Origin of the sequence: Glutamicibacter sp. PAEs-4, from assembly GCF_051161755.1 — a bacterium.
Taxonomy (GTDB): domain Bacteria; phylum Actinomycetota; class Actinomycetes; order Actinomycetales; family Micrococcaceae; genus Glutamicibacter; species Glutamicibacter nicotianae.
Genome location: NZ_CP195017.1, coordinates 1763783 through 1784510 on the forward strand (window position 1 = coordinate 1763783; position 20728 = coordinate 1784510).

Genomic DNA, 20728 nt, shown 5'->3' on the forward strand with positions numbered 1-20728 from the left:
GCAGGAGCTACTCCCCTACGATCGCCTGGGTCGTTGACGACCAAGCGTCCAGGGCGGACTTCGCCGCACCGGAATCGATCGAATGTGCTGCCTTTTCAATGGCGGCCCGCATGCGATCTTCGAAACTGCCCTCAGCAGTATCGCTGTACGCAACCATTCCTGCGGCCGCGTTGAGGAGAACTGCGTCCCGAACAGGGCCGGTCGCTCCCGAGATGACATCGAGTACAACCCCTGCGTTGTGTTGCGCATCCCCACCGCGGAGATCATCGAGCGTCGCCCGGGCGAGTCCAACATCTTTGGCGTCGAACGTGAACTCGGTCACTTGGCCATTGCGAACTTCCCATACTCGGTTGGCAGCCGTGGTCGTTAGTTCATCCAGTCCGTCGTCTCCGCGGAAGACCAGGCCGCGCACGCCACGGCTTGCAAGCACGCCAGCCATGATTGGTGCCATGACCAGGTCGGAGCATCCGATGGCGGATGCGGTTGGCAAGGCGGGATTGGTCAACGGGCCCATGAAGTTGAAGGCGGTAGGTATCCGCAATTGACGTCGTGCTCCGGCAACGTGGCGCATTGAGGGGTGGAAGACATTGGCGAAGCAGAACGCTATCCCAACCTTGTCGTACACCTCTACAAGGCGCTCGATTGGTACCTCCAGGCGGACCCCTAGTGCTTCGAGCACGTCGGCCGATCCTGAGGATGAAGAGGACGCGCGGTTGCCGTGCTTAACTATGCTCACGCCGGCACCAGCGCAGACCAACGTGGACATCGTGGAGATATTGACCGTGTTCTGGCGATCGCCGCCCGTGCCGACAATGTCCAAGGTTTGTGCGTCAATGGTCAATGGGCGCGCGTTGGCCACCATGGAGTCCACTAGGCCGGTCAATTCGGCCACGGTTTCGCCTTTGGAGCGCAGTGCAACCAGGAAGCCGGCGATCTGCACGTCGCTCGCCTCGCCGGACATGATCTCATTCATGGCCCAAGCGGCCTGTTCGCGGCTGAGATCGCCACCGTCGATCAGGGTGGCCAATAGATCTGGCCACGTCGGGAACTTTTCGTTTACAAGGCTCGTTGACACATGAGAAAGCCTATCGAGACACTGGCCGCGCCACCCAATTCATGTCGCTAAATGATGTGGCTCAAGTCGCTAAAATCGCCTAGTTTCCAAGGTTAAATACGCAAGACTTTCGTTGCATAAATGATTGTTTCGTGAGACGCGCCGAATGAAGCTCTACGAATTGTAGAAAGAGTTTTCTCCGTACTTCCGCATGTTTCCGCGGATGTTGCCGTGATGTGGCGCAACAAACCTCCGCGAACCCGCTTTTGCATTGGTATCTGAGGGCCATTTAGAGACATAATGTCAGTGTGACAACTGCGACTCATGCCCCAAATACGACGGCGCCACATGCGCCGAACCGCCCAAACATGGTGTCGGTGGGAACGATGGTGTGGCTCTCCAGCGAGCTCATGTTCTTCGCCGCCCTCTTCGCCATGTACTTCAGCCTCCGGGCTGCCGCGCCCGAACTATGGGCGACTGAAACTGCCAAGCTCAACGTGCCGTTCGCGCTGGCTAACACCATCATCCTGGTGTCCAGCTCGTTCTCCTGCCAGCTAGGCGTGTTCCGTGCCGAAGAATTCAAGCCTCGCCGCTCTGGCGGGCTGTTCAACTTCAAGGAATGGGGAATGATTGAATGGTTCATTCTCACCTTCATCCTTGGTGCGATCTTCGTTTCGGTCCAGGCCTACGAATACGCTGTCCTCGTTAGCGAGGGCGTGGCCATCAACTCGAACTCCTACGCTTCGGCCTTCTACATTACGACCGGCTTCCACGGCATCCACGTCGCTGGTGGTCTGATCGCATTCTTGCTGATCATTGGTCGTGCGATGCTGGCTAAGAAGTTTGGTCACTTCGAAGCAACCGGCTCCATCGTGGTGTCCTACTACTGGCACTTCGTTGACGTTGTTTGGATCGCCCTGTTCGCGATCATCTACTTCTTGAAGTAGCAGCTTAAATTCATTAGTTGCCTCAACAAGAAGTACGGCAACACCACACCAAAGAAACTAAGTGAGGAACCAGCAAGTGAAGGCTCTTTCGAAAAAGCGCCGCCACCCGCTCGCCGCTGTGGCCCTGCTTCTGTTCGGATTGCTGATTACCGGCAGTCTCTACACTGCAGCCGGTAACATCAGCGAAGCGAAGGCAGCTGAGACCACTACTGCGTCGCAGGCCGATGTAGAAGAAGGTCAGAAGCTTTTCGTCGCCAACTGCGCTACTTGCCACGGCATGAATGCCGAAGGCTCTGATTCCGGTCCATCGCTGATTGGCGTTGGCGCGGCATCCGTGGACTTCCAGGTCGGCACCGGCCGCATGCCGATGCAGATGCAGGGACCACAGGCCCAGGTCAAGCCGGTGCAGTTCGACGACGAGCAGATCTCCCAGCTGGCAGCATACGTTGCAAGCCTGGGTGCAGGCCCAGCGATCCCTGATGAGGAATACTTGGATACCACCCAGGGCGACGCCGCCCACGGTGGCACCGTCTTCCGTGTGAACTGCGCGATGTGCCACAACGCGGCTGCTGCCGGTGGTGCGCTGACCCGCGGCAAGTTCGCACCAACCCTGACCGGTGTATCCGAAAAGCACATCTACGAAGCGATGGCTACCGGCCCACAGAACATGCCAGTGTTCAACGACTCGAACATCACCCCAGAAGAGAAGCGTGATGTCATCACCTTCCTGAAGACCATTGAAGCCAATGGTTCCGCTGGCGGTGCAGCCCTGGGCTCCCTGGGTCCAGTTGCTGAAGGCCTGTTCACCTGGACCGCAGGTCTGGGTATCATCATTGCCTTCACCATTTGGTTGACCTCGCGTCCTTCCTAAGGCAAACCACGGCCACGGCCGTAACCATCACTACGTACATAAATTCCTAACAGAAGGATGAGAGAGAAACATGGGCGACCATAGTCACGGCAGTCCCGAAAACTCGGGCACCGTTGCTAAGGCTGACGATGTAGCTCAGGATCGTTTCCCAGATCCGGGCCTACCACCGCATCGTCCGCGTCTCGCAGACCGCGATCCGCGCGCAGCCAAGCGACATGAGCGTCAAGTAGCGCTCCTATTTACCATCTCCATCATCGGCACGCTCTTCTTCTTCGTGGCCTACTTCGTCCTGGGCCGCCTGGGCGAGATGACCTTCGCTGAACTGCGTGTGCAGAACGCTGCACTGGGACTGGGCACCGCCTTCGCGATGCTTGGTATCGGTGTGGGTATTGTTCACTGGGCCAAGACCCTGATGCCGGATCACGAGCTCATGGAAATGCGCCACGAGATCCGCTCGGAAGAAGATCGCCAGGATGCCGTCGAGATCATCGATACCGTTATCGAGGAATCGGGCATCAAGCGTCGTCCGCTGATCCGCAATACCCTGATCGGCGCCATTGCCTTGGCTCCAATCCCGGCAATCTTCATGTTCCGCGACCTGGATCGCACCGGCAACACCGCGAGCCAGATGATCGATTCCCTGCGCCACACCATGTGGGACAAGGGCGTCCGTCTGACCCGCGACCCATCCGGTACCCCGATCAAGGCTTCGGACGTGCAGATCGGTTCTGCTTTCCACGTGATCCCAGAAGGCCTGAACGAGGCCGAGCACCCGCTGAACGAAAAGGCCAAGGCCGTCGTTCTGCTGATGCGCATGGATCCAGCGGAAATGCAGATCTCCGAGGGGCGTGAAACCTGGAACGTCGACGGCATCGTCGCGTACTCCAAGATTTGCACCCACGTTGGTTGCCCGATTGCTCTGTACGAGCAGCACACCCACCACTTGCTGTGCCCATGCCACCAGTCGACCTTTGACCTGACGCAGGAATGCAAGGTCATCTTCGGCCCGGCTGGCCACGCACTGCCGCAGCTGCCAATCACCGTGGACTCCGAGGGCTACCTGGTCGCCCAGAGTGACTTCCACGAGCCAGTTGGCCCATCGTACTGGGAGCGTGGTTAATCATGGCTACTAACGAGTACCAAGCATCGACCGCTACCGGTCGCATCGCGAACTTCGTGGACTCCCGCGTTGGCGCGTCGGGCATCGTCAAGGAATTCGGTCGCAAGATCTTCCCTGACCACTGGTCGTTCATGTTCGGTGAAGTGGCGATGTACACCTTCGTGCTGCTGCTGCTCTCCGGCACCTTCCTGACCTTCTTCTTCGATCCGTCGATGGCGCACGTCACCTACAACGGTTCGTATGTACCCATGAAGGGCATCGGCATGTCGACGGCTATGGCCTCGACCATGGAGATCTCCTTCGACGTGCGCGGCGGCCTGTTTATGCGCCAGGTGCACCACTGGTCGGCACTGCTGTTTGTTGCTTCCCTCTCCGTGCACATGCTGCGCGTATTCTTCACCGGCGCATTCCGTCGCCCACGTGAACTGAACTGGGTTGTTGGCGGCGTGCTGCTGATCATGGGTCTGGCTGCCGGTTTCACCGGCTATTCCCTGCCGGATGACCTGCTGTCCGGTAACGGCCTGCGCATTATCGATGGCGTCATGAAGGCTCTGCCAATCGTGGGCACCTACCTGTCGATGTTCTTCTTCGGCGGAGAGTTCCCAGGCGATACGGTGATCCCGCGTCTGTACTCGCTGCACATCATGATCGTTCCTGCGATCATCATCCTGCTGATTGTGATCCACCTGTTCATGGTTGTGACCCACAAGCACACCCAGTACCCAGGCCCAGGCCGCACCAACGACAACGTTGTTGGCTTCCCTGTTGGCCCGGTCTACGCAGCGAAGGCCGGTGGATTCTTCTTCATCGTCTTCGGCATCGTGGCATTGATTGCTGGCCTGTTCCAGATCAACCCGGTATGGAACTACGGGCCTTACGACCCATCCCCTGTTTCGGCTGGTACCCAGCCGGACTGGTACATCGGCTTCGTTGATGGCGCTCTGCGCCTGATGCCTGGTGTGCTTGGCAACTTCAGCTTCGAATGGATCATTCCATTCCCATGGGGCGACAACACCCTGGTGCTGTCCGTCCTGCTGCCAGCATTGGTTCCCGCCGGCGCACTGTTCGCAGTAATGTTCGCCTGGCCATGGATCGAACGCTGGGTCACCAAGGATGACCGCGAGCACCACCTGCTCGACCGTCCACGCAACGCTCCATTCCGTACGGCTATGGGTGTTGCCGGTGTGATCTTCTACAGCGTGATGTGGGCAGCTGCATCCTCTGACTTGATCGCAACGCACTTCCACGTGGCGCTGAATGACGTGACCTACTGGTTGCGCGCGCTGTTCTTCCTCGGCCCGATCCTGGGCTTCTGGCTGACCCGCCGCATTTGCCTGTCGCTGCAGCGCAAGGATCGCGAGATCGTCTTGCACGGCCGCGAAGCGGGCATCATCCAGATGTCGCCTGAGGGTGGCTTCTCGGAGAAGCACGAGGAAATTGATGTCTACAAGCGTTACCTGCTGACCAACTACGTTGATCGCCAGTACATCCCGGCTCAGCCTGATGCAGCAGGACACGTCTCCGGTTCGGAGAAGCGTCGTGCGGCACTGTCGAAGTTCTTCTTCGAAGACCGCGTCGCCCCGGTAACCCCATCGGAGCTGGAAGCTGCTCATGCAGCCCACGGCCACCATGAGGTCGAAGGCGACAAGCAGGACTCGATCACTAAGTAATAGCGACTCGAGTTAGTCACAAAGGGAGGGACACACCGTAAGGTGTGTCCCTCCCTTCGTTAACCCATCTTTCCTGCGGCCTTGTGTGCACCAGAGCGTCAGTCAATGCCGCGAACATGAGGTCGGGGCCATCCACGGATCTCCCAGTCGATTAGAAGGGCTTCTGGCGCTGTGCCAGCATGCGATGCCGGGGCCAGCAAGGCCTTGCTCCCCCGCCAGGTTCGCAAAAGGCGTTGGGTTACCGGGTGCCGCCAAGAACCTGCAGCGATGGTTGATTCAACCTGTGCGCGTAGGCTCCATTGCTCTTCACCCGCGAGGAAGCGGAATGCCGTCTGCAGATGAATCTGGGAGGCCAGCAGCCAGCCGCAATTCCGGATCGGAGCCGCTCACGACTGTGGTTGCTCAAGCTGGTTGCTGCCCAGACAAGAGTCCAGCTCCAGGAAGCGATCTAGGCCTATTCCCTGCAGCAGCCAACTTGCTGCGTCTCTCCCCTGAAACACTTTCAAGAGATCAAGGCCGGCACCGTCGTTGGAATAGTTGATGAGGACCTGAAGATGGCGTTTTGGAGGTTGGGTTGTTGCGATGGATGACGGTCGCCGCCATGCTTGCGCGGATAGGCCAGTGTGCAGTGGTGCTGCTGACCGACAACGTGCAGTTTTGTTGGCCATCAGTGGGCATTATTCATGGCCGCTGTTGGGCAGAAACCAATTTCCTTGACACCCGGGTCGCAAGCCTAGGCTCAGAAGGTGTCCGTGTAGCGTGGCGTGCGAGTACCGACTCGCTGCAATGGAACGAACAGCTTGTAGCGGTCCGACCGGTAGAGCGAGACAGAATAGTCGGCCAACCGATCGCCGATGTAGGCGTAGCGCGTGATCTGCAGGAGCGGGAAGCCGGGGTCTACGCCCAAGAGCACCGCTTGCCTCTTGCTGGCTGCAGTGCTTTCCACTTGATCCTCGCCCCATTCAAGCAAGATGCCGTAGCGCTCGTGCAAGGCTTGATATAGCTTGGACGGCGGCTCGCCGTCCACGAAACCCGGCACGAGATCAGCGGGCATATAGTTCTCGTCCAGGCTCATGGGAATGCCATCGGCGAGCAGCAGGCGCTTGAACTGGACGACTGCTGTGCCCTCTTCCACCATCAGCTGCGCCGCAAGGCTGGCGTTGGCCTTGATCTCCGCGAATTCGAGTACGTGGGCATCGGGAACCATGCCGCGGCGCATCATGTCCTCGGAGTAGGAGTGGAGGCGGACACGGAGATCCAGTTTCTCGGGCACGACGAAGGTCCCAATTCCGACTACCCGCTTGAGCACCTGTTCATCGACCAGCGCGTCGATGGCTTGCCGGATGGTTTTGCGGGCCACGCCGAAGTGCTCAGCCAGCACGCGTTCGGGTGGCAGCTTGTAGCCGGGTTTGCAGGCTTCGCGCGCATGGGTCTTGAGAATCTCGCGGATCTGCCGGTACTTGCTTTGCTTGCTCTGCGGATCAAGGTGCGCCTGAACGTGTGGTTGCGGTGCGTGGCGCATGCTGCATCTCCTCGAACTGGATATCCCGAGGGCCAATTGCCTTCGAAGAACTGTTATTAAAAGACTAACGGGGTGGCAAGCAAAAGTGCTTGCCACCCCGTCAGGGTTACTGCTTAGTGAGCGTGATCGCCACGGCTGTATTCGTAAACCCAGCCGGTCACACCAACGACGGCCAAGCCGGCGCCGATGAAGAAGACCCACCAGCCGACAGCCAGGCCAAGGAAGCCAACAGCTGCCGCGGATGCCAGGACCAATGGCCACCAGCTCCATGGGGAGAACATTCCGATATCGCCCGCGTTCTCGTGGATTTCGCCATCCACACGGTCCTCCGGGCGGTTGCCAACGCGCTTAGCGGTGAACAGCAAGTAGCCGCCTACCATTGCCGAGAGTCCAACCAGCATGATCAAGGCCAGCAATCCGACCCATTCTTCCCAGTTGGTCATGTAACCGTAGACAATTGCTACCGGGGTGAAGAAGAAGACGCCACCCAGGAAAATCCAGGATTCAACTTTCATCGTTATACGTCCTTCTGGTCAGCCGAGCCGAAGATCTTCGCAACCGGAGTTTCGGGGGTAACCCGTCCGCTCAGTTCCGGGTGGTGCAGATCCAGTGCTGGACGCTCCGAACGGATGCGAGGGATGGAGTGGAAGTTGTGGCGTGGTGGAGGGCAAGAGGTTGCCCACTCCAGCGATGCGCCGAAGCCCCATGGATCGTCAACTTCAACCTTCTTGGCGTTTCGGTGGGTTACCCACACGTTCCAGAAGAATGGAATCATCGACGCACCCAGGATGAATGCGAAGACGGTCGATACCTGGTTCATGGTGGTGAAGCCATCTTCAGGCATGTAGTCGGCGTAGCGACGTGGCATGCCCATGACGCCCAGCCAGTGCTGGATCAGGAAGGTGCCGTGGAAGCCGATGAACAGCATCCAGAAGTGGATCTTACCAAGGCGCTCGTTGAGCATCTTGCCGGTCCACTTTGGCCACCAGAAGTAGAAGCCAGCGAACATCGCGAACACGACGGTACCGAAGACTACGTAGTGGAAGTGGGCCACGACGAAGTAGGTATCCGATACGTGGAAGTCCAGGGACGGAGCCGACAGGATGATGCCGGTCAGGCCGCCGAACAGGAAGGTGATCATGAAGCCCATGCTCCAGAGCATGGGGGTTTCGAAGGTGATCGAGCCGCGCCACAGGGTACCGATCCAGTTGAAGAACTTCACACCGGTTGGAACCGCGATCAGCATGGTCATGAAGCCGAAGAATGGCAGCATGACCGAGCCGGTGACGTACATGTGGTGTGCCCACACGGAAACCGACAGGGCGGCAATTGCGATGGTCGCGAAGACCAGGCCCTTGTAGCCGAAGATCGGCTTGCGGGAGAACACTGGGAAGATCTCAGAGACGATGCCGAAGAACGGCAAGGCAATGATGTATACCTCAGGGTGGCCGAAGAACCAGAACAGGTGCTGCCAGAGTACGGCTCCGCCATTGTCTGGGTCGAAGATGTGAGCGCCGAAGCGGCGGTCTGCACCCAGTGCGAACAGGGCAGCTGCCAGCGGCGGGAAGGCCATCAGGACCAGCAACGAGGTGATCAGGGTGTTCCACGAGAAGATCGACATGCGCCACATGGTCATGCCAGGCGCGCGCAGGCAGATGATGGTGGTGATGAAGTTGACGGCGCCAAGGATGGTACCGAAGCCCGACAGTGCAAGGCCGAAGACCCAGAGGTCGCCGCCGATGCCTGGCGAGAAGGTGGTGTTCGACAGCGGTGCGTACGCGAACCAACCGAAGCTAGCTGCACCCTGAGGGGTGAGGTAGCCGGCCAGGGCGATAATCGAGCCCAGCGAGAAGAACCAGAATGCCAAGGCGTTCAGACGTGGGAAGGCCACATCCGGCGAGCCGATCTGCAGAGGCATCATGACGTTGGCGAAACCAGCGAACAGCGGGGTTGCGAACATCAGGAGCATGACGGTGCCGTGCATGGTGAACAGCTGGTTGTACTGTTCCTTGGTCTGCAGGATCTGCATGCCTGGTTCGAACAGCTCTGCACGAATCAGCAGCGCCATCAGGCCGCCGACGCAGAACAGGATGAACGAGCTGATCAGGTACATGTACCCGATCTTCTTGTGGTCGGTCGAAGTGATGTAGTCGACGAACAGACGACCCTTAGACTTCGGCACTACGGCTGGGGCAATCGACTTTACGTCGTCAGTCGCATATTCGAACGTTGTCATGATTACTCTCCTTCCCCGTGCTCTACTACTACGCTGTTTACAGCATTTGGCTGACGGTCGTATTCTTCACCAATGTGGCCATCTTCCATCTTCGCCAGCTGAGCCTTGAACTCGGACTCGCTGACAACCTCGACGTTGAAGAGCATCTCCGAGTGGTACTCGCCGCAAAGCTCGGCGCACTTGCCGTCGTAGCTGCCTTCAACCTGCGGAGTCAGGTAGATGTAGTTGGTCTTGCCTGGGATCATGTCCAGCTTCTGCAAGAAGGCTGGGACCCAGAAGGAGTGGATGACATCGCGGCTATTGAGCTCAAGGGTTACCGACTTGCCTGCTGGCAGGTACAAGGTTGGCAGTTCTTCGCGAACGCCTTCCGAGCCATCGGTGTTCAAGTGAGCCTGTTTGCCGGCAAAGTACTTCTCGGTGCCCTGGTAGCTGTAGTTGAAGTCCCAGGCCCATTGCTTGGCTCGGACGTCCACTACAACCTCAGAATCAACAGGAGCGTTGATCTGCTTTTCCAGGTTGTTGTTGAAGCTGAAGAAGACTAGAACAAGGACCAAAGGAATGGCCGTGTAGAAGATCTCCAATGGCAGGTTGTAGCTCAGCTGACGCGGGTAACCCGTATCGTTCTTGCGGCGACGGTAGGCAATGACGCACCAGAGCATCAATCCCCAGGTCAATACGCCGATGACAATAACAGCGATCCACGAGTTAACCCAGAAATCCTGGATTGCCCCGGTGTGGTTGGTGGTATCGCGCTCCACGTTTGGGAGCCAACCGCGTTTTGCCTCCGCTGTACATCCCGTCAACAGCAATGCGCCAGTGCCGACTAAAGCCAGTACTTTGGCTTTAGCGGACCCGCGACTGCCGGTTCGGTCTTGCGAACTCACAGACGGCCCTTCCTCTTTGTTGGTGCAGAATGTGGTCTTCATAAGTCACCTCGTGGTTTAAACGAGTTGCACGGTGAGGTGGCTCACGAAGGGAAACATAGTTTTACTACTTAATGTAGAGCTTACCCTCTTTGGGGTCAGAATGCCGAAAAACGCCGCTGTACTAACGAGAAATTTCTTCAACGTTTGAACAGCGGCGTTAGTTCCCTACGGCCTAGTGGAAGGAATCTCCGCACGCGCAGGAGCCGGATGCGGCGGGGTTGTCGATGGTGAAGCCCTGCTTCGAGATGGTGTCCTCGAAATCAATGGATGCGCCAGCAAGGTAAGGCACGCTCATCTTGTCGACGATGACTTCAACGCCGTCGAAGTCGCGCACAGCGTCGCCTTCGAGCATGCGCTCATCGAAATAAAGCTGGTAGATCAGGCCCGAGCAGCCTCCTGGCTGCACTGCGATGCGGAGACGAAGATCATCCCGACCTTCCTGCTCCAGAAGCGAGCGAACTTTGGCCGCTGCCACGTCGGAAATTTCTACCTCGTGGGTTGGAACCTCGGTTGGGTCGCCCTTGGTCTGGTCAACAGATGCAGTCATGATTTTCCTCCCATACTGCTCGATGCGGTACCAAGCCCCAGATTTGTTCTGGAGCTGGCACCTCTGTTCTTGCTTCTATCCTACGTCGCTACGCTGAAGATTTCTCCCCTTGCGTCTCTCCGTATGACACGCTTCATAGTCCCTCGGCGTTGATCCTTGCCAGCATCAGTGCTTCAGCTTCAATGGCGTGCTTGAAGTCGCCCAGGTGCAGCGACTCGTTGGCTGAATGCGCGCGCGAATCAGGATCCTCGACGCCAGTGACGAGAATCTGGGCCTGCGGGAAGACTTCCAGCAAATCTGCAATGAATGGAATTGATCCACCCAGCCCCATATTCACTGGTACAACACCCCAAGCTTGTTCCAGTGCCCAGCGCGCAGTGTCATTAGCTGAAGCATCCAAATCGGCCTTGTAGGCGTTGCCCGCTTCCGTAGCCACAAATTCAACTTCGGCGCCACGCAGGTCAATGCTCTTGACATGTGATTCAAGGGCCTTGAGCGCATCGGCCGGGTCCTGCCCTGGCGCCAGCCGCATCGATACCTTGAATCGAGTTGCCGGCAGCAAGGTATTCGATGAGTGGTCAACGCTTGGTATATCCATTCCAATCACGCTCAGCGCTGGTTTATTCCATAAGCGGTCCGTGATTTTCCCGGATCCAGCGAGCTTGAAGGAATCCAGTACGCCGGAATCCTTGCGGAACTCGGCTTCATCGAAATCGACTTCGGCAGCGTCGTTGGCGACCAATCCCGCAACGGCCACGGAGCCATCGTCATTGTGGAAACTGGAAATCAGCTTGGCAGCCAGGATGGGGCCATCGAGAACTGGGCCGCCGAACATGCCAGAATGGACCGCATGGTTCAGCGAGCGGACGGTGATCTCTGCCGCGCACATGCCGCGCAATGAACTGGTCAGCGCCGGAGTTCCAACTGACCAGTTGGACGAGTCGGCAACGACGATAACGTCTGCCGCCAGCTTTTCCTGATGCGCTTCCAAGAAGTTGCGGAAGGATGGGGAGCCTGCTTCTTCTTCGCCTTCGAAGAAGTAGGTTACGCCAACGCCGAAGTCGCTGACGAGATCCAGCACGGCGCGCATCGCAGCGATGTGCACCATGATGCCCGCCTTGTCGTCGGCGGCGCCGCGTCCGAACAGCCGGTCCCCTACCCTCGTGGCTTCGAAGACCGGGGTATTCCAGTCTGCCTCGTTGCCTGGGGGCTGGACGTCGTGGTGCGCGTAGAGCAGCACGGTCGGCTTCCCGGGGGCCGCCTTGCGCTGCGCGACAACGGCAGGTGCGCCCATAGCGCCATTCTGCGCTGGTTCGCGCAGGATTTCCACGGTCTCCATGCCAGCCGACTTCGCCAATTCGGCAGCGGCAGCAGCTGATTTTTCCAGGTTCTGCGGGTCGAAGGATTCCCATGCGATGCTTGGGATCGCGACTAGGGAGGTGAGCTCTTCGAGGATCTTCTCGAAGTTCGTTTCGATGTGGCTCTTGAGCGCGGCAATATCGACACCGTTAGCAGCGGCGTCGAAGGTAGTATTTTCGGTCATGTCTTCAGCCTAGCAATTCCACGGGTATCGAATGTCACGCCGTTGTCGAATCCCGGCTAAGATGGAGGGGTGTTTGGACGTAAGAAGGATGAACCTCAATCCCCCGTAAATGTGGAGCCTGCTCAGCAGGCCCCGGAATCCACCGACGGCCGCAAGACCGGTCCAACGCCCAAGCGCAGTGCGCAGCAGGCGAACCGGCAACGCCCGTTGGTTCCTACTGATCGCAAGGCCGCGAAAGAGGCTGAACGTCAACGACGCATCGAAGCCCAGAACCGTTTACGCTTGGCGAACGAAACTGGCGATGAACGCTACCTGATGCCGCGCGATAAGGGCGAGCAGAAGCGCTACACCCGGAATTTTATTGACTCCCGCTGGATGTTCGGCGAGTTCATGATGTTCATCATCCTGGCCTTCTTGGTCATCTCGCTGGTATTCCAGAGCAATCTGCAGGTCCAGATGTTCGTGCAGCTGGCCCTGTGGGTCGTGATCGCATTGATCATCGTCGAGGCCATCGTGACTTCCATAATCTTGAAGAAGCGCTTGACTGCCAAGTTCGGCCACATGGAGAAGGGCGTACGCATGTACGCTGCGATGCGCGGCATGCAGTTCCGCAAATTGCGCCTGCCGAAGCCGCAGGTGAAGCGCGGCGAAATTATCGACTAGTCGATCCAGCTAGACCACTGAGGGGCAAGCTCGCATGAGCTTGCCCCTTTTCTAATCGAATTCCTCCATGTGGTACAGGGTTATAACTTTGTGAACGTGAATACAAGAAGAATGGAGATCTTCATCTACCGGGTAGTTCCAGCAGGAAATTTTCCATACAGCCTTGTATCTGGAGGTGAGTCTCGTGCTTGTGGACGCGGATACAAGGATTCCTGGAGCCTGTCGCTCTAAATTGCCAGCTTCTCCCCTGTCTCCCTGGCTCTGGATTCACCACGTGCGCGAGATAGCACACGAGGTCATTGTCGGGCCAGCTTCGCAGTAGCTGAACGAGCTTAAAGCTGTACGGCCCCGATTGTGAAAATCGAGGCCGTACCAGAGTGATGAGGGGCTTGCCCGCCCAACGCTCTAGAGCATGCGCTCCAGATCCTTGTTGATGGAACGTGCCCAGAACGGACCCTCGTAGAGGAATGCAGTGTAGCCCTGCACCAAGTCCGCGCCCGCGTCCAGGCGTTCCTTCACATCCGTGGCATTTTCCACGCCGCCGACGGAAATCAACGCCATTTCGGCAGGAACCAATGAACGCAGCTGGCGAAGAACCTCAAGCGATCGCTGCTTGAGCGGAGCCCCTGATAGTCCGCCGGCACCAATTTCTTCAACTTTGGCGGCATCGCTATTCAAGTTCTCACGACCGATAGTCGTGTTGGTGGCAATGATGCCATCGAGTTCAAGTTCGATGGCCAAGCGCGCGACATCGGCAACGTCCTCATCGCTCAAGTCGGGAGCGATCTTAACCAGCAGCGGGATGTGCCGGCCTGCAACCTTGTCAGCCAGCTGGCCAACTTCCGAAAGCAGCGGGCGAAGAGAATCGACGCTCTGCAGCAGGCGAAGTCCTGGGGTGTTCGGGCTTGAAACGTTCACCACCAGGTAATCCGCGTGGATCGCCAGCTGGCGAGTGGACGACAGGTAATCCGCGACCGCATCCTCCAACTCCACGACCTTGGTCTTGCCGATATTCACGCCAATCACCGGACGGGTTCCAGCGTAATCAGACTTGAGCTCCTGGCGGGCACCGGCGACGCGCGCAGCCACGCGCTCGGCACCTTCATTGTTGAAGCCCATGCGGTTGATAACCGCGCGGTCGTCAACCAGACGGAAAAGCCTTGGTTGCGGATTGCCGGGCTGGGCCTGTCCGGTAACCGTTCCGATTTCAACATGGCCGAAACCTATGTCGCTCAACGCCAAGATGCCGGTGGCTCCCTTGTCGAAACCGGCAGCCAATCCAAATGGCGATGGGAAGTCGATACCCATGACGGTGCGATTCAGTTTGGGTGCCGGGGCGAAGAATTTGCGTGCTGCCTTGGTGAGCCCTGCACGTTGCGCAATCTTGATCGCGTTGAAGGCAAAATGGTGAGCCTGTTCAGGATCCATCTTGGTGAAGACGTGCTTGAAGACCAGTGGGTATATGCGCATAGACCCATTTTCCCGCGAAGAGGCCGAAACAGACAACTTGAGGTGGGTAGTATTCAAGATATGAAGCACTTCGTCGTCCCAGAAAGCAGCAACTGGCCCGACTTCATGTCTTCCACCTGCCCGGGGCAATGGGTTGAAGATCCGCTGGGGCCCGATTTCGAGCACCAAACCCTGGATTTCGGAACCGATGCCGAAGGCCCGGCGGTGGCAACGCTGATTCGGTACCGCCCGGCAGGATTCCGGCAACGTCTCGGGCGCAAGGCGCAGGGAATCGTGCTGAGCGTGCACGGCTGGAGCGACTATTTCTACAACCGTGAACTGGCTGCTTTCTGGCATCACCACGGATACCACTTCTACGCACTGGATCTGCGCAGGCATGGTCGCAGCTTGAGGGCAGAACATGCCTTGCCCGGATACGTTGACGACTTGGCGGACTTCGACGAAGAGTTTGAAGCGACTTTGGAACTGCTGCGCAAGGAGCATCCGAGCCTGCCAGTAGTGGCCCAAGGGCACTCGACCGGCGGACTGATTCTTAGCTTGTGGATTGCGCGCCGGCAACCAGAGATCAAGGCTCTGGTGCTGAATGCTCCATGGCTCGAATTCCAGGGAACAGCCTTCTTGCGCATTCCCATTCATGGCCTGATGGAAGCGATCACCCGCACGAATCCGCGCCGGAAGCTCAGCGGGCCAGAATTCGACCATTACTGGCAATCACTGAGTACCGACAGCCACGGCCAGTGGGATGTTCATCGACTGTGGCGGCCAAGAGTCGCTTTTCCGAATACCGCGGGATGGCTGAAAACGATCTTCGATGGCCATGCACTAGTAGCCAAAGGGCTGAAACTCCAGCAGCCGATCTTCGTGCTCACCTCGGACCGGACCCACATCGGCACGACCTACTCCCCCGATATGCAGCATTGCGATTCGGTACTGGACGTTCAGCAGACTCGCCTGCGGGCGATGAAGCTGGGAAGTTTCGTCACCCTGTCCGAAATTCCCGGAGCAATGCACGATGTGTTCACCTCCGCTGAACCGGCCAGAGCCGCGGCGTATCGCGACTTGAGCCTTTGGCTGCGGATGGTGGGCACAGCGCGCTGAACGTCCTACCCCTGGGGCTTGTCGACGGCTCCGCCGTAGCGGCGATCGCGCTTTGCGTATTCTTCCACCGCGGCATACAGCGTCCGCCGGTCGACATCCGGCCACAACTGGTCCAGGAAGACCATCTCCGCGTAGGCCGACTGCCACAGCAGGAAGTTGCTGGTGCGCTGCTCGCCACTGGTCCGCAGGAAGAGATCCACATCTGGGAGTTCTGGCGCATGCAGGTACTTGGCAATGGTCTTTTCGCCAACGGAACTGGCGCGAAGCTTGCCGGCAGCGACATCTTGGGCAATTTGGCTGACTGCGTCGCCAAGTTCTGCCCGACCGCCATAGTTCACGCACATGGTCAGCTGGCATCCCAAGTTGTCCTTGGTCAGCTCTTCGGCTTCTTTGAGCTCGTTGATCACTGACTTCCAGAGCTTGGGCTCCCGGCCCGACCAGCGAATGCGCACGCCCCAAGAATTCAACGTATCGCGTTGGCGGCGCAGGACATCACGCGAAAAGCCCATCAGGAAGCGGACTTCCTCTGGGCTGCGCTTCCAGTTTTCCGTAGAGAACGCATAGACCGAAACATATTTGACACCCAACTCCACGGCGCCTGCCATCACATCGAGCAGCGCGGCTTCGCCTGCACGATGCCCCTCGGTACGCGGCAGTCCGCGCTGGTTGGCCCACCGCCCATTGCCGTCCATGACAATCGCCACGTGCTCAGGGATGAGCTCCTGGGGAATGGCCGGCACCTGTGGATTCTCCGGGTGCGCAAAGGGAGCAACGGGGCCTCGGCGGCCGGTGATCTTTGGAAGCTTCTTCAATTTCTCTCCACAAGACGTAGGGAATTCACTGCACGCTCTAGGTGCCATTGCAAGTAATTGGCCACGATATCTGCTGCCTGCTTGCGCGCACGGGGTCCTGCCTGTGCCACGGTGGACCAGTCCCCCTCCAATAGGGCCTGCAGATATTCGATGGTGATGGGGTGCGGGGATAATGACCCGGAAGGGCGGCATTCGGGGCAAACCACGCCGCCAAGCTGGACGTGCAGTGCTTGATGCGGGCCAGGCTTGCCGCAGCGCACGCAATTGGTGAATGACGGTGCCCAACCAGCGACCGACAGCGCCCGCAGAATATAGGAATCGAGCACGGCCCCGGAATCGACCCTCTGCTTGGAGAGCAGCGCGATCGCACCGTGGAAGAGCTGATATTGCTGGAGCGTTGAATCGCTGTCCGTCTCGAGCAGCCTTTCGGCGATCTCCGACATGGCGTTGGCTACCGTATAGCTCGGGTAATCCATGACCAGCAGCTGGCCGTAGGGGTTGCGCAGCTGGGCCTGCGAGACGATATCGAGGTTCCGGCCCATCACCAGCAGGGCATTGACTTCCATGAAAGGTTCCAGCGTTGCGCCCATCCTCGACGAGGTCCGGCGTACGCCCTTGGCCACGGCACGGACAATTCCGTTGGGGGTCAGCAGCGTGATGATCCGGTCGGCTTCACCCAGCTTATGGGTGCGCAAGACCAGACCACGGGTGTGGTAGCTCTTGGAAGCGAAACCTGATCTGGACACAGACAGTATTCTCCCACTTCAACTGCCAAAGTTCTGAATCGCTTGAATACCAGAAGTTCCGATTCGCCGGCGGACATGGCAGTTGCACGAGCAAACCGGCATCTACCGGGCCCGAATCCAAAGGGTTCGAGGCACTCCTCGACTTGAACCGGGCAGAAAGGCCGAGAATGCCGTGCAGGACTAAACGCCACGGCCAGCTGAGTGGGCTGGCCGTGGCGTTTTGCTGGCGGCAGGTTCTGCAGGCTGCCTACTTGCTGTCGCGGATTGCGCGGTTGACCGCAGAGACCACGGCCTTCAGCGCCGCGATGTTGGTATTGGTGTCCAGGCCGATGCCCCAGAGGATGCGGTCGCCCACGGCGCATTCGACGAAGGCCGCGGCGCGGGCGTTGCCGCCTTCACTCATGGCATGCTCGGAGTAGTCCAGCACGCGCAGATCCACGCCATCGTCGTTGAGCAGCTTGACCAGTGCGGAGACCGGACCGTTGCCCTGGGCGCTGCGCTCATGGGCCACGCCGTCGATGATCAGCTTGGTATCCAGGCGGAAGCTGCCATCCTCTGCCGAAGCCGCGGTGGCCGAAGCGATCTGGTAGTAGCCCCACGAGTTCATTCCCGAATCCTCGCTGACCGGCAGGTACTCGTCCTGGAAGACATCCCAGATATGCTGCGAGGAGATCTCGCCGCCCTCGGTATCCGTCTTGCGCTGGATGACGCCGGAGAACTCGATCTGCGCGCGGCGCGGCAGATCCAGGTTGTAGTCGTTCTTCAGCAAGTAGGCCACGCCGCCCTTGCCGGATTGCGAATTGACCCGGATCACTGCTTCGTAGGAGCGGCCGATATCCTTCGGATCGACAGGCAGGTACGGAACAGCCCAGACCAGGTCATTGATGTCCTTGCCTTCAGCCGAAGCCTTGGCTTCCATCGCTTCCAGGCCCTTCTTGATCGCATCCTGGTGCGAGCCGGAGAAGGCGGTGAAGACCAGGTCGCCGCCATATGGGCTGCGCTCGGGCACTGGCAGCTGGTTGCAGTACTCGACGGTGCGGCGGATGTGGTCCATGTCGGAGAAGTCGATCTGCGGGTCCACGCCCTGGCCGAACATGTTCATGCCCAGGGTCACCAGGTCCACGTTGCCGGTGCGTTCGCCGTTGCCGAACAGGCAGCCTTCGATGCGGTCCGCGCCGGCCAGGTAGCCCAGCTCTGCGGCGGCCACGCCGGTGCCGCGGTCATTGTGCGGGTGCAGCGAGAGGATGATCGAGTCGCGGTTGGCCAGATTGCGGTGCATCCACTCGATCGAGTCGGCGTACACGTTCGGGGTGGCCATTTCCACGGTGGCCGGCAGGTTCAGGATCATCTTGTTCTCCGGGCTGGCCTCCAGCACTTCGGCGACCGCCTCGGAGATGCGCTTGGCGAATTCCAGCTCGGTGCCGGTGTAGGACTCCGGCGAGTACTCGTAGGTGATCTTGGTGCCGGTCAGCTGTTCCTCGTACTTCTTGCACAGCCGCGCGCCGTTGACGGCGATGTCCACGATGCCGTCCTCGTCCTGGCGGAAGACGACCTCGCGCTGCAGGATCGAGGTGGAGTTGTACAGGTGCACGATGGCCTGCTTGGCGCCTTCCAGCGCCTGGTAGGTGCGCTCGATCAGGTGTTCGCGCGACTGGGTGAGCACCTGGATGGTGACGTCCTCGGGGATGCGGTTCTGCTCGATGAGCTGGCGCACGAAGTCGAAGTCGGTCTGCGAGGCGGACGGGAAGCCGACCTCGATCTCCTTGAAGCCCATCTGCACCAGCAGGTCGAACATCTTGTGCTTGCGTTCGGGGCTCATCGGGTCGATCAGCGCCTGGTTGCCGTCGCGCAGGTCGACTGCGCACCAGCGCGGGGCCTTGGTGATGTACTTGTCAGGCCAGGTGCGATCGGGCAGATTGACCTCGATCTGGTCCTGGAATGGAACATACTTGTGGATTGGCATGTTCGAAGATTTCTGCATGTTCTGCATTTCTTTGGGTCCCCTAGACAAAAATAGTGCTTACTTTGTGGGGCCAGACAAGAGCTACTCCGCGACGAGGGGTCGGCCTGTAGACCACTAGCGGTCCTTTGGATCCTCGCAGCGGCTGAGTAGTAGTAGAAGCTCGAAATGCACGAGATGAGCATAGCACCACGCTGTGCAGGCAGGTGAAACTTGTGTCACCTCCGTGTCACATATTGGACAGGCCGCTGGTGCGCTGCGGTGGACAGGATGATGGCGCCGGCGAAGAATGGGTTCCACCACACCACACGCCAAAGGAGGTTGGTTGATGAGGGCGATTATCGTTGGCGCTGGAATCGCCGGACTGGTCGCGGCCAGGCAATTGGGCTTGGTCGGCTGGGAGGTGCTGGTGCTCGAGCGGTCTGCCGCCCCGCGCCCGGACGGCTACATGATGGACTTCTTCGGTCCGGGCATTGAAGCGTCCGAGCGCATCGGACTGCTGCCCTATCTCGCCGAGGCCGCCTACCGCGTGCAGGCCGCGCAATATGTGGATCCTCGGGGCAAGCCGACAGCGTCGCTGGATTATTCGAAGTTCTCCGAACTCGCCGGCGGCAGGGTGCTCACCTTGCTGCGCCCGGACATGGAAGCGGCCGCGCGAGCCGCGCTCCAGGATGCCGATCCGTCGCGGGTCCAGCTGCGCTACGGGGTTCATATCGACCAGCTGGACATCCATGGCCAGCGGGTCCAGATCCGCATTAAGGGGCAGAACCAGCCGGAGCTTGCGGATCTGCTGGTCGGGGCCGACGGCATCCATTCAACGGTCCGGGCAAGGTTCTTCGGTCCGGAAGGGGCGTTCCTGCGCCCCTTGGGTATGCGGGCGGCAGCCTTCATCATCCGGGATCCCGAGCTGAACCGGCGCTTCAAGAACCGCTTCGTGCTCACCGATACGGTTGACCGCACCGCGGGAATCTATGGGCTGCGCAGCGACGAGGTGGCATCTTTCCTGGTCTATCGCCATGAACACGGGGCGCCCCTCGGGCCGGCCCGCGATCGGCTGCGCAGCATTTTCGCCGGTTGCGGCGCGCAGGTGGACCGGCTGCTGATGCAATGCCCGGATGACCCCTATGACGATGCCGTCGCGCAGGTGGTGATGGATTCCTGGCATGCCGGCCCGGTGGTGCTGATCGGGGATGCGGCGGCCTCGGTCTCGCTGCTGGCCGGCCAGGGCGGGGCGATGGCCGTGTGCGCCGCGGCCGCCCTGGGCGATGCGGTGGGCAGTGCCACCGAACCGGGGCAGTTGCCGCCCGCCCTCGCACGGTACGAGAAGGCGATGCGGCCGAAGATCGACACGGCCCAGGCTTCGGGGCGGCGTGCGGCCAACAGCTTCCTGCCGCGCAACCAGCTGGCCCTGCGGATGCGGAGATTCATTATCAACTCCACGCGTCTGCCCGGCGTGGATCGGCTGGTGGCCCGCCAGATCGTCAACCGCCTGGCCAAGTAGGAGGCTGCCTATCCAGCGCGTCCCCAAGACCGGCGCGGTCCT

General features: G+C 59.4%; 18 protein-coding genes. 7 read left to right on the forward strand and 11 right to left on the reverse strand.

Annotated elements, in window-relative coordinates:
- Positions 1–7: 7 nt before the first annotated feature.
- Positions 8–1075 carry an anthranilate phosphoribosyltransferase gene (trpD, locus tag ACR9WD_RS08335; protein ID WP_434921917.1) on the reverse strand — a complete coding sequence of 356 codons (1068 nt, stop codon included), beginning with the start codon at positions 1073–1075 and terminating at the stop codon, positions 8–10.
- A 287-nt stretch (positions 1076–1362) separates the two neighbouring features.
- Between trpD and ctaE the strand changes: the two genes are divergently transcribed.
- From ctaE to qcrB, 4 genes are all read left to right on the forward strand, one after another.
- On the forward strand, positions 1363–2001 hold the full coding sequence (gene ctaE / locus ACR9WD_RS08340) for an aa3-type cytochrome oxidase subunit III (RefSeq protein WP_038991074.1): 639 nt from the start codon (positions 1363–1365) through the stop codon (positions 1999–2001).
- A gap of 76 nt (positions 2002–2077) precedes the next feature.
- Positions 2078–2872 (forward strand): cytochrome bc1 complex diheme cytochrome c subunit, encoded by a 795-nt coding sequence (gene qcrC / locus ACR9WD_RS08345; RefSeq protein ID WP_073706237.1) that lies wholly within the window; start codon positions 2078–2080, stop codon positions 2870–2872.
- 70 nt (positions 2873–2942) lie between these two features.
- The gene (gene qcrA / locus ACR9WD_RS08350) at positions 2943–3992 is read left to right on the forward strand and encodes a cytochrome bc1 complex Rieske iron-sulfur subunit (RefSeq protein ID WP_066138349.1); all 1050 of its coding nucleotides are present in this window, start codon (positions 2943–2945) and stop codon (positions 3990–3992) included.
- A gap of 2 nt (positions 3993–3994) precedes the next feature.
- On the forward strand, positions 3995–5662 hold the full coding sequence (gene qcrB, locus ACR9WD_RS08355) for a cytochrome bc1 complex cytochrome b subunit (protein WP_121866823.1): 1668 nt from the start codon (positions 3995–3997) through the stop codon (positions 5660–5662).
- 739 nt (positions 5663–6401) lie between these two features.
- On the opposite strand, the gene ACR9WD_RS08360 is transcribed toward qcrB, so the two are convergent.
- The 6 genes from ACR9WD_RS08360 to ACR9WD_RS08385 all read right to left on the reverse strand — a co-directional run bounded on the left by ACR9WD_RS08360 (position 6402) and on the right by ACR9WD_RS08385 (position 12436).
- The gene (locus ACR9WD_RS08360) at positions 6402–7184 is read right to left on the reverse strand and encodes a GntR family transcriptional regulator (RefSeq protein ID WP_038991078.1); all 783 of its coding nucleotides are present in this window, start codon (positions 7182–7184) and stop codon (positions 6402–6404) included.
- A gap of 113 nt (positions 7185–7297) precedes the next feature.
- Positions 7298–7699 (reverse strand): cytochrome c oxidase subunit 4, encoded by a 402-nt coding sequence (locus tag ACR9WD_RS08365; protein ID WP_038991079.1) that lies wholly within the window; start codon positions 7697–7699, stop codon positions 7298–7300.
- Positions 7700–7701: 2 nt separating this feature from the next.
- On the reverse strand, positions 7702–9420 hold the full coding sequence (gene ctaD / locus ACR9WD_RS08370; RefSeq protein ID WP_434921918.1) for an aa3-type cytochrome oxidase subunit I: 1719 nt from the start codon (positions 9418–9420) through the stop codon (positions 7702–7704).
- A 2-nt stretch (positions 9421–9422) separates the two neighbouring features.
- Positions 9423–10304, reverse strand: coding sequence for an aa3-type cytochrome oxidase subunit II (gene ctaC, locus ACR9WD_RS08375; RefSeq protein WP_434923202.1), 882 nt, complete (start codon positions 10302–10304; stop codon positions 9423–9425).
- Between the two features lie 214 nt (positions 10305–10518).
- The gene (locus tag ACR9WD_RS08380) at positions 10519–10893 is read right to left on the reverse strand and encodes a HesB/IscA family protein (RefSeq protein WP_038991082.1); all 375 of its coding nucleotides are present in this window, start codon (positions 10891–10893) and stop codon (positions 10519–10521) included.
- A gap of 133 nt (positions 10894–11026) precedes the next feature.
- Complete coding sequence (locus ACR9WD_RS08385; protein ID WP_434921919.1) at positions 11027–12436, reverse strand: M20/M25/M40 family metallo-hydrolase; 1410 nt, start codon at positions 12434–12436, stop codon at positions 11027–11029.
- A 69-nt stretch (positions 12437–12505) separates the two neighbouring features.
- Here ACR9WD_RS08385 and ACR9WD_RS08390 point away from each other — a divergent pair, with 69 nt between their 5' ends.
- Positions 12506–13099, forward strand: a complete 594-nt coding sequence (locus ACR9WD_RS08390) for a DUF3043 domain-containing protein (RefSeq protein WP_038991084.1) — start codon at positions 12506–12508, stop codon at positions 13097–13099.
- A gap of 405 nt (positions 13100–13504) precedes the next feature.
- Here the strand turns inward: ACR9WD_RS08390 and ACR9WD_RS08395 are convergent, their stop codons facing one another.
- Complete coding sequence (locus ACR9WD_RS08395; protein ID WP_073706234.1) at positions 13505–14569, reverse strand: quinone-dependent dihydroorotate dehydrogenase; 1065 nt, start codon at positions 14567–14569, stop codon at positions 13505–13507.
- Between ACR9WD_RS08395 and ACR9WD_RS08400 the strand changes: the two genes are divergently transcribed.
- On the forward strand, positions 14540–15667 hold the full coding sequence (locus ACR9WD_RS08400; protein WP_434921920.1) for an alpha/beta hydrolase: 1128 nt from the start codon (positions 14540–14542) through the stop codon (positions 15665–15667). The genes ACR9WD_RS08395 and ACR9WD_RS08400 overlap by 30 nt on opposite strands.
- A 5-nt stretch (positions 15668–15672) precedes the next feature.
- Here ACR9WD_RS08400 and ACR9WD_RS08405 read toward each other — a convergent pair whose 3' ends face one another.
- The 3 genes from ACR9WD_RS08405 to leuA all read right to left on the reverse strand — a co-directional run bounded on the left by ACR9WD_RS08405 (position 15673) and on the right by leuA (position 19215).
- A complete protein-coding gene (locus tag ACR9WD_RS08405; protein WP_073706233.1) occupies positions 15673–16479 on the reverse strand; it encodes an isoprenyl transferase in 807 nt (268 codons plus the stop codon).
- Positions 16476–17225 (reverse strand): DNA repair protein RecO, encoded by a 750-nt coding sequence (gene recO, locus ACR9WD_RS08410; RefSeq protein ID WP_066138376.1) that lies wholly within the window; start codon positions 17223–17225, stop codon positions 16476–16478. Before recO ends, ACR9WD_RS08405 begins: the two co-directional genes overlap by 4 nt.
- Before the next feature lie 247 nt (positions 17226–17472).
- The gene (gene leuA / locus ACR9WD_RS08415; protein WP_066138379.1) at positions 17473–19215 is read right to left on the reverse strand and encodes a 2-isopropylmalate synthase; all 1743 of its coding nucleotides are present in this window, start codon (positions 19213–19215) and stop codon (positions 17473–17475) included.
- A gap of 298 nt (positions 19216–19513) precedes the next feature.
- Here leuA and ACR9WD_RS08420 point away from each other — a divergent pair, with 298 nt between their 5' ends.
- Positions 19514–20686 (forward strand): FAD-dependent monooxygenase, encoded by a 1173-nt coding sequence (locus ACR9WD_RS08420; protein ID WP_434921921.1) that lies wholly within the window; start codon positions 19514–19516, stop codon positions 20684–20686.
- Positions 20687–20728: the final 42 nt, after the last annotated feature.

What these genes read in the sequence shown, in the direction of transcription:
- qcrA (WP_066138349.1), top strand. Translation starts at nt 2,943, where the DNA reads ATGGGCGACCATAGTCACGGCAGTCCCGAAAACTCGGGCACCGTTGCT.
- qcrB (WP_121866823.1), top strand. Translation starts at nt 3,995, where the DNA reads ATGGCTACTAACGAGTACCAAGCATCGACCGCTACCGGTCGCATCGCG.
- ACR9WD_RS08360 (WP_038991078.1), bottom strand. Translation starts at nt 7,184, where the DNA reads ATGCGCCACGCACCGCAACCACACGTTCAGGCGCACCTTGATCCGCAG.
- ACR9WD_RS08365 (WP_038991079.1), bottom strand. Translation starts at nt 7,699, where the DNA reads ATGAAAGTTGAATCCTGGATTTTCCTGGGTGGCGTCTTCTTCTTCACC.
- ctaD (WP_434921918.1), bottom strand. Translation starts at nt 9,420, where the DNA reads ATGACAACGTTCGAATATGCGACTGACGACGTAAAGTCGATTGCCCCA.
- ACR9WD_RS08380 (WP_038991082.1), bottom strand. Translation starts at nt 10,893, where the DNA reads ATGACTGCATCTGTTGACCAGACCAAGGGCGACCCAACCGAGGTTCCA.
- ACR9WD_RS08385 (WP_434921919.1), bottom strand. Translation starts at nt 12,436, where the DNA reads ATGACCGAAAATACTACCTTCGACGCCGCTGCTAACGGTGTCGATATT.
- ACR9WD_RS08395 (WP_073706234.1), bottom strand. Translation starts at nt 14,569, where the DNA reads ATGCGCATATACCCACTGGTCTTCAAGCACGTCTTCACCAAGATGGAT.
- leuA (WP_066138379.1), bottom strand. Translation starts at nt 19,215, where the DNA reads ATGCAGAACATGCAGAAATCTTCGAACATGCCAATCCACAAGTATGTT.
- ACR9WD_RS08420 (WP_434921921.1), top strand. Translation starts at nt 19,514, where the DNA reads ATGAGGGCGATTATCGTTGGCGCTGGAATCGCCGGACTGGTCGCGGCC.